Origin of the sequence: uncultured Campylobacter sp. (genome assembly GCF_938045225.1) — a bacterium.
Classification (GTDB): Bacteria; Campylobacterota; Campylobacteria; order Campylobacterales; family Campylobacteraceae; genus Campylobacter_A.
On the sequence record NZ_CALINL010000166.1, the window covers coordinates 1 to 8088 of the forward strand.

General features: G+C 47.0%; 8 protein-coding genes and 1 pseudogene. All 9 read left to right on the top strand.

The annotated features are described in order from the left end of the window. Positions 1-343: pseudogene (locus tag Q0200_RS06190) on the top strand (hypothetical protein); the annotation flags it as partial. Continuing rightward, positions 277-1611: a primosomal protein N' gene (gene priA, locus Q0200_RS06195; RefSeq protein WP_366118349.1), complete on the top strand. Its 1335-nt coding sequence runs from the start codon at positions 277-279 to the stop codon at positions 1609-1611. The pseudogene Q0200_RS06190 and the gene priA, both read left to right, overlap by 67 nt. Positions 1612-2053: 442 nt before the next feature. Beyond that, entirely contained in the window at positions 2054-2686 is a 633-nt protein-coding gene (locus Q0200_RS06200) for a DUF417 family protein (protein WP_002946673.1), read from the top strand. A 235-nt stretch (positions 2687-2921) separates the two neighbouring features. Beyond that, the gene (locus Q0200_RS06205; protein WP_297939098.1) at positions 2922-3662 is read left to right on the top strand and encodes a DUF4272 domain-containing protein; all 741 of its coding nucleotides are present in this window, start codon (positions 2922-2924) and stop codon (positions 3660-3662) included. A 515-nt stretch (positions 3663-4177) separates the two neighbouring features. Continuing rightward, positions 4178-4645, top strand: coding sequence for a hypothetical protein (locus Q0200_RS06210; RefSeq protein ID WP_297939101.1), 468 nt, complete (start codon positions 4178-4180; stop codon positions 4643-4645). Between the two features lie 87 nt (positions 4646-4732). Continuing rightward, positions 4733-5797, top strand: coding sequence for a flavodoxin-dependent (E)-4-hydroxy-3-methylbut-2-enyl-diphosphate synthase (gene ispG / locus Q0200_RS06215; protein WP_297939104.1), 1065 nt, complete (start codon positions 4733-4735; stop codon positions 5795-5797). A 14-nt stretch (positions 5798-5811) separates the two neighbouring features. Further along, positions 5812-6069 carry a hypothetical protein gene (locus Q0200_RS06220; protein ID WP_297939107.1) on the top strand — a complete coding sequence of 86 codons (258 nt, stop codon included), beginning with the start codon at positions 5812-5814 and terminating at the stop codon, positions 6067-6069. Beyond that, entirely contained in the window at positions 6062-6523 is a 462-nt protein-coding gene (locus Q0200_RS06225) for a type II toxin-antitoxin system VapC family toxin (protein ID WP_002946691.1), read from the top strand. The genes Q0200_RS06220 and Q0200_RS06225 overlap by 8 nt, the downstream gene beginning before the upstream one ends. Positions 6524-6534: 11 nt before the next feature. Then, the gene (locus Q0200_RS06230) at positions 6535-7944 is read left to right on the top strand and encodes a replicative DNA helicase (RefSeq protein WP_297939111.1); all 1410 of its coding nucleotides are present in this window, start codon (positions 6535-6537) and stop codon (positions 7942-7944) included. The last annotated feature ends 144 nt before the right edge of the window (positions 7945-8088 follow it).

Here is an 8088-nt window from a genome sequence, read left to right on the forward strand (position 1 = left end):
CGACAATGATCAGGGCGAGGTCTACCTGACCGACGTCCTCGCGGCAGCGGCCCCTGCCGGGCGCACCGCGGGCGCCCTCGAGCTCACCGACCACTGGCAGAGCGCGGGCGCGAACGACCGCGTCCAGCTGGCCGAACTCGGCGCCGAGATGAACCGCCGCATCTGCGAGGCCCACATGCGCGCCGGCGTGACGATCGTCGACCCGGCCTCCACCTGGATCGACGTCGACGTGAGCGTCGGCGCCGGGGATGTCACGGTCGAGGAGTCCTCTGCCGCCTGGAGCGCCTCCTCCCCGACGCCTACTACCCCTACCATAGCCTCCTCTCCGAGGCGCTGCGCGTAGAGACCTACCAGCGCCTGACCTCCCTAGAGGAGCCCGCCGTCGTCCTCGGCACACGTAGCGCGATCTTCCTCCCCCTGCCTCGTCTCGGGCTCATCATCGTCGACGAGGAGCACGACGACAGCTATAAATCTGCGCAAAATCCGCACTATAACGCCCGCGACCTCGCGCTATTTTTAGCGAGCAAATTTGACGTCAAAGTCGTACTCGGCTCCGCGACTCCTAGCGTCGTGAGCTTTAAAAAACAGCCGCATTTTAGGCTCAGAGGAACGTTTTTTAAAAGCGAGAAAAAAATTATCTACGACGAGAGCGAGACGGGGCTAAGCGATGTGATCCTGGGCGAGCTTACGGCTAGTTTTGCGGGCGGCAAGCAGGCGGTCATATTTTTACCGACGCGCGCAAACTTCCGTTATCTGTCGTGCCGTGAGTGCGGCAGCACGATAAAGTGCCCGTTTTGTAGCGTCGGGATGAGCTTTTATAAAAAGCGAAATCTGCTAAAGTGCCAGTATTGCGGCTTTACGACGGCTGCGACGTGCTCGTGCGATAAGTGCGGTAGCGAGATGATCGAGGCAAAAAAAATCGGCACCGACGAGCTGACGGACGCCCTGCGCTCGGCGTTTCCAGCAGCTAGGATCGAGAAATTCGACCGCGACGAGATCACGACGCAAAACAAGCTTGAAAAGACGCTAAAGGCCTTTAACGCGGGCGAGATAGACGCGCTCGTCGGTACGCAAATGCTAAGCAAGGGGCACGACTACCACAACGTGGATCTTGCGGTCATCATGGGCGTTGATGAATTGCTAAATTTCCCTGATTTTCGCGCTCGAGAACGGACGTTGGCGCTGGCGATGCAAGTGGCTGGCAGGGCAGGGCGCTCGGGCGAGGGGCGCGTGGTCGTGCAGAGCAGGCAGCGTGATTTTTTTGAAGATTTTATCGCGGACTACGATGCGTTTTTGGCTGAGGAGATTGCGGCGCGTGAGCCGATTTATCCGCCGTTTGCTAGGCTTTTACGAGTTATCGTTAGCGACAAAAGCGAGCAAGCGGCAAAGCAAAGGCTTGAAATTTGCGTAGCGGAGCTTGAAAATTTGCGCGCCGCCGAAACCTCGCTCGAGATAGTCGGGCACGGCAAGTGTGCGATCGAAATTCTCGGCGGTAAATACCGTTTTGAGATTTTACTGCGTTGTGCCTCTCACGCTCCGCTTATAAAAGCCGCTCGTATCTGCGCCTCGCACGGCTTTGACGTCGATATGGATCCGATAAATTTCTCGTAAATTTGATTTCTTTTCGTTTGATTTTCGATGTTTAATTTAGGTGGCTAGAAAGCGTCTTAAATGTTTTGCAAGGTTCGTAAAATCAAATTTCACATTCGGCTTGGTGTCAAAATTTCAGCTAAAACGAGCTTGTTTTGGTTTTGGCAGCTAGAGATCAAGTCTTAAATTTAACGTAAGTTTTGCTATTAATCCGCTCACATATACCAGCCAAATCTACTAAATAGTCTTTAGTGTGTTTTGGCGGCTATTTACAGATAAAGATATTATGAATTTAAAATCTTACTTAAATCAAAACTAAAATGTAATTAAAGTTTCCATTTATGATAATGCTTATCTTTTTAAGCCGAATTTTATATGATTTATATATAATCCCGTTATAATTTTATCTAGCCTTAAATATACAGTCTAATTAAAATTATAAAAATCACCCTAAAGGAACTTAATGCAAAAATTTTTACAAGCCTTAGCAGGCTCGCAAAAATATTTCGTAAACTACGTTAGCGTCGCGATTTTCATCGTGATGGCGTGGATAGGCGGACTCAAAGTCGTGCAATACGAGGCTGACGGTATTGTGCCGTTTGTAACCAACAGTCCGTTTTTTAGCTATATGTATAGCAAAAAAGATATCGTAGATAACGGCAAGGGCAAAATGGTCGCCGAGTATAACCTACACAAAAACCCGGAAGGCTTGGTCGTGCCTAAAAACATCGAGTGGCATAAACAAAACGGTACTTACGCGGTTTCGTACCTGATCGGCGCGATGATCTGCACTATCGGCACGCTCGTGCTGCTTGGCATATGGTTCCCTAAGCTAGGGCTTATCGGCGGGCTGCTGACGTTTGGTATGTCTATCGTAACGCTTAGCTTTTTGATAACGACGCCTGAGACTTGGGTGCCAAATCTAGGCAATCCGGCGCTTGGCATAACCGAAAGCCCTAATCACGGATTTCCGTATCTATCGGGTGCGGGACGACTGGTACTAAAAGATATAATAATGTCTGCTGCGGGACTAATCGTAGCCTCAAATGCGGCTCGCAGGATTTTGGAGTGCTGCAAAAGCTGCTCGGCTAAGTAAAATTTGCATATTTTAGCGAGCGGTACGCCTAAATTTAGGTATCTCTCCGTTCGCGACCGTTTTTCTCATCTCTACTTTTTACTATTTCGTTAGAAATTTACTTTGCTTTTTCAATCTATGCCAAATCAATTTTATCCGTTTGCGTGCTCGTTAAATTTAGCAAACCATGTCCGCGTAAAATACTGCTATAAGCGGAGATTGGGTAAAATGCAACCCTAAATTTAAAGGAGAAAATATGGCATTTTTCGATTTTTTCAAAAAAGGCGGCAAAAATAGCGCAAACGCCTCAAAGATCGGCAAGACCGCGCAGGAGCGCAAGGATATAAGTATCGAAATCTTAAAATCGCAAGGCGTGCCTTTTATAGAGCATTTGCCTCTACGATACGAGACGGGCGAGGTCACGCCGCGCGAAAAGGACGAGGTTATCGCCCGCTCTATTTGCTCGTTTGCCGCGATAATGTGCGCTTGCACGATCAGAGATAACGGCGAGCTAACGGATGAAGATAAGCGGGGCGTAAAGAATTTTCTTACTAACCGATTTGAGTGCATAAATAAACTAACGCCAAATGAACGCCGCGTCATAGAGGGCGAGGCGAGCTACGACGAGGCCGTAAATATGGGCTGGAAATACGAGTCGCTTTGGGCGTTGATGTGGGGCATGGGTCTTGTGGAGGAGCTTAGCTTTCCTGGCGACATCTGCGACTGCGAATTAGTGATGGATACCTTTGGTAGCGATTTTACGGCACGAGTGAATATGCGCGGTATGGATGAGATCTTGCAAGCGCTTGATCTCATCTACCGCTACCACTGGGCATGCGTCAATGCTCGCGTGCACGGCACCAAGAGCGCAGGCCTTAATGAAGAGGTCGTGATGGAGAGGCGCGGCGGGCTAGAGTGGCTGTGCTGCAAGGGTGCGGAGAATGATAATCTAAGCGATGAGTATAATGCGTGGGATTATCCTGATCTGAACACTTAGCGGCCCCTCTTTTTCCTTTATACATCGTTGGAAATTTCGCCGAATTTTAGTCGCCCTCGTCAAAAAATACGTCGCCTCATATTTGCGTATTGTCTCGCTTCATTATGTGTTCTTGGTTTAAATTTTTGCTCGGTTATTGTCAATGTGCAACTTCCGTTGCGAAAATTTAAATCACCCGGCTTGCTTTTGCCACACCACCGCTTGAGTTTTGCGCTCAAATTTAATTTTATCTCTTTGTGTTAAAAACTTAAAATAATATTCACAGGCAATAATTCTACTTTACTTTTTAAATTTATTTAAAGATTTTGTTTTGATATTCTGTATTTATAAAAAGCGGATTTTACCTCCAATAGATGCATCTTTAACACCAAGATTGATTAATAAAGTCTATGGCATATTTTAATGCTATACTGTGATGTAAACTTTATATAAAGTTATTGATTTGGTATTTTAAGCTCCGTTTTTTTTTTTTTTTTTTGTAAAATTCAATTTTGAATTTTATTAAAGGGAAAAATATGACAACAAAGATTGTTTTAGCAGGCTTTACTGCCTCACTCGCGTTTAGCTTAATTGGTTGCGGAGAGCCTACGACTCTAGGCGAAATCTGCAAGGCGGATTTGGGTAGCATCAAGCACTTTAAAGGCGAGGTAAAGGTATATAAAAGAGTAAGCTATGAATACAAATATGATTTGTTTTCAGATAAAAGCGAAATAGAGAAAAGCGGTAAAGGCTTTTTAATAGTAGATAAGGACGTAAAGGTTGATTTGGAAAAATTTAACGCCAAAGAGATAGGCGGGTATAGTATCGCAAGAGATAGTATAAATAAGGGAACGCCTTATTTTTATGCTGAGCAAAAATACGGTGATATCGGCGACAAAAACACAACTGAATTTTTAGCAACGCTAGAAACATTAAATCCAAAATGTGTTGGAGGCGAAGAGATACATTTGGGAAAAGATACTAAAATAACTCCAATAAAATAATCAAAGCGGTTTTGCGCCGCTTTACTCCGCTTTCATCTCTTCCCAAGCCAATTTTTAGTAAAATCCCGCAAAAATTAAAGGCCAAATTTGCAAAGATACCCCACGAAACAGATAAAAATCCGCGATGTAAAAATAGGCGGAGACGCGCCTATTTCGGTGCAGTCGATGACGTTTAGTAAAACAAAAGACGTAAAAGGCACGCTAGAGCAGATACAGCGGCTTTATTTTGCCGGCTGCGATATTGTGCGCTGCGCAGTGTTTGACAAAGAGGATACCGCCGCATTGCGCGAGGTCGTGAAGGCTAGCCCGTTGCCCGTCGTCGCTGATATCCACTTTAACCACAACTACGCCGTGATAGTTAGCGAGTTCGTCGACGCTATCCGCATAAATCCGGGAAACATCGGCTCCAAAAAGAACATCAAAGCCGTCGTGGACGCGTGCAAGCAGCGAAATCTGCCTATCCGTATCGGCGTAAACTCAGGTTCGCTCGAAAAGCAGTTTGAGGACAGATACGGCCGCACGATCGAAGCGATGGTACAAAGCGCGCTTTATAACATAAATTTGCTCGAGGATTTTGACTTTACCGATATCAAAATCTCGCTAAAATCAAGCGACGTCGAGCGCACGATGGCCGCATACCGCGCACTACGGCCGCTGGTAAATTATCCGTTTCATCTGGGCGTGACGGAGGCCGGCACTAGCTTTCACGCGACGATAAAGTCTGCGATCGCGCTAGGCGGACTGCTACTGGAGGGCATCGGCGACACGATGCGAGTTAGCATCACGGGCGAGCTGGAAGAAGAGATCAAGGTCGCAAAAGCGATCCTAAAAGATAGCGGCCGCCAAAAAGAGGGGCTAAATATCATCTCGTGCCCGACCTGCGGGCGTTTGCAGGCTGATCTCATGGCTGCGGTAAAGCTCGTCGAGGAAAAAACAAAGCACATCAAAGAGCCGCTAAACGTCTCGGTGATGGGCTGCGTCGTAAACGCGATCGGCGAGGCGAAGGGTGCTGACGTGGCGATAGCGTTTGGCAAAGGAAACGGCATGATAATGCGCAAAGGCGAGGTGGTCGCGAGGCTGCCCGAGAGCGAGCTAGTCGATAGATTTTTACTAGAGATCGACGACGAGATAAAGTCTCGCCAGGCGCACTAAATCAAAGGAAAAACATGCAAACTACGACATTTCACATCGAAATACCAAGCGACAGAAGCGATCTAATCGCGATAGCTACCACGCTGTCAAACGAAGTAAAAAAGCTAATTGCGGCCGATAAATTAAAAAGCAAAAAGAGCGTGCCAAGTCTTGAAATCATGCGATTTGCAGGCATAGTAAAGGGTAAGGCTGGTCAAAATTTAGACGATATAAAAGAGCTAAAAATCGCCGATAAAAAATATATGAAAAAAAGATACGGCATAGATGGCTAAAATTTTCCTTGATAGCAATATTTTGATTGATTTTTTAGTCGAAGAAAGAGGCGCTCTAAATTTGGCGGCCGTTAAACTTTTTGAAAATTTTAGTGCTAGTGACACTATTTGTTACTCATTCGGTAGTATAAGCGATGTGGCTTACGTGCTAAAAAAATGTTATAAAATTTCAGATGAAATTATTTTGGATTTTTTTAGCGCATTATCGTGGACGTCAAATTTTAAATGTCTACCGCTATCTAATGATGGGCTATCGCTGGCGTGCGAATACGCAAAGAGCGAGTTAAAATCTGGGCGCAAGATAGACTTTGAGGATGTTTTGCAGTATTTTTGCGCGCTAGAGGGCGGCTGTGAGGCGATCGTCACAAACGACAAAACCTTTCCAAAACTACAAATAGCCTTAAAGCGCACGGATGCTAATCTTGAAGATTACGCGCCGAAACAAAAAATTTAAACGGATAAAAAATGGCAAAAGAAAACATCGATATGCACAATCTCTATGATCTAGATATGGAGCGCGCGATCCTCGCGTCCATAATCTATAGCGCGGATAATCTAAGCGAGATTTTCGATATCCTAAGTCCGTTTGATTTTTACCTGCGCGCTCACGGCGACGTTTACGACGCGATGGTAAAGTGCCTAAATGAAAATTTGCCTGTAGAAACGGGATTTTTAAAAACCAAGCTGGGAAGTAAATTTGACGAGAACGTGATGAGCGAGATCATCGGCACGAACTCGATCCTGGACGTCAAAAAGTACGCCAATGAAATCAAAGAAAAATCAATCAAGCGAAGCCTCGTCAAAATCGCGCACCAGATACCTAGCAAAGTGAGCGAGGATAAGCCTAGCCGCGATATGGTGGACGAGCTGAGTCAGAGTTTTTATTCGCTAGTGGACGGGCAGAGTGCGGGCGCCATCAAGGACGCTGCTGTCATCATCGCAGACGTCATTGCGCACCTAGAAAAGCAAAAACTGCTCGAAGATAAGGATATCGTGGGCATCGACACGGGCTTTCGCCAGCTAAACGAGATGACGAAGGGCTTTAAGCACGGCGATCTCATCATCATCGCGGCGCGCCCGGGTATGGGGAAAACGACGATCTGTCTAAATTTGATGAACCACGTGCTGATGCGCGGCGGCGGAGTCGTATTTTTCTCTCTTGAGATGCCTGCCGAGCAAATCATGCTGCGTATGCTAAGCGCCAAAACCTCGATCCCGCTGCAAAACATAATGACTGCTAAAATGGATGACGAGGAGTGGTCGCGTCTAAGCGATGCGTGCGAAGATATGGCTAACCGCAAGCTTTTCGTCTATGATAGCGGCTACGTAAACATCCACCAGATCCGCACGCAAATGCGCAAGCTCAAGTCCGCCCACCCAGAGATCACTCTATGCGTCATCGACTATATCGGCCTCATGATGGCTACGTCAAATTTCTCCGACCGCCACCTGCAGATCGCCGAAATCTCGCGCGGACTAAAGCTACTAGCACGCGAACTAGACATGCCTATCATCGCGCTTAGCCAGCTAAACCGCAGTCTGGAGTCGCGCGCTAACAAACGCCCGATGCTAAGCGACCTGCGCGAATCAGGCGCCATCGAGCAAGACGCCGATATGATACTTTTCGTCTACCGCGACGAGGTTTACCGCGAGCAGGAGGAGAAAGAAGCCGAGAAAAAGGCGCACGCCGAGGGCAAGGAGTACGTGCGTAAATTCGTCCCTAATAAGATCGAAGAGGACGCCGAAATCATCGTGGGCAAGAACCGAAACGGTCCGGTCGGCACGGTAGAAGTAATATTTCAGAAGGAATTTACGCGCTTTGTCGATAAAAGTTTTGGCGCCGCGCACGTGGCGGAGTTTAACCAAAACGCCTAAAATGCGAAGCCTAAAGCCAAATTTTGCAAAAGCCGCAGCGTAAATCTATCTTTGAAAACGCGCGCGAGGTTTATGTATTTTGCCTTGCGTGCGCGCTTGTTTTTGCGCTAAATTTGGGCTTTAGCTACTATAAATTCTGCGAAT

What these genes read in the sequence shown, in the direction of transcription:
- Q0200_RS06200 (WP_002946673.1), top strand. Translation starts at nt 2,054, where the DNA reads ATGCAAAAATTTTTACAAGCCTTAGCAGGCTCGCAAAAATATTTCGTA.
- Q0200_RS06205 (WP_297939098.1), top strand. Translation starts at nt 2,922, where the DNA reads ATGGCATTTTTCGATTTTTTCAAAAAAGGCGGCAAAAATAGCGCAAAC.
- Q0200_RS06210 (WP_297939101.1), top strand. Translation starts at nt 4,178, where the DNA reads ATGACAACAAAGATTGTTTTAGCAGGCTTTACTGCCTCACTCGCGTTT.
- Q0200_RS06220 (WP_297939107.1), top strand. Translation starts at nt 5,812, where the DNA reads ATGCAAACTACGACATTTCACATCGAAATACCAAGCGACAGAAGCGAT.
- Q0200_RS06225 (WP_002946691.1), top strand. Translation starts at nt 6,062, where the DNA reads ATGGCTAAAATTTTCCTTGATAGCAATATTTTGATTGATTTTTTAGTC.
- Q0200_RS06230 (WP_297939111.1), top strand. Translation starts at nt 6,535, where the DNA reads ATGGCAAAAGAAAACATCGATATGCACAATCTCTATGATCTAGATATG.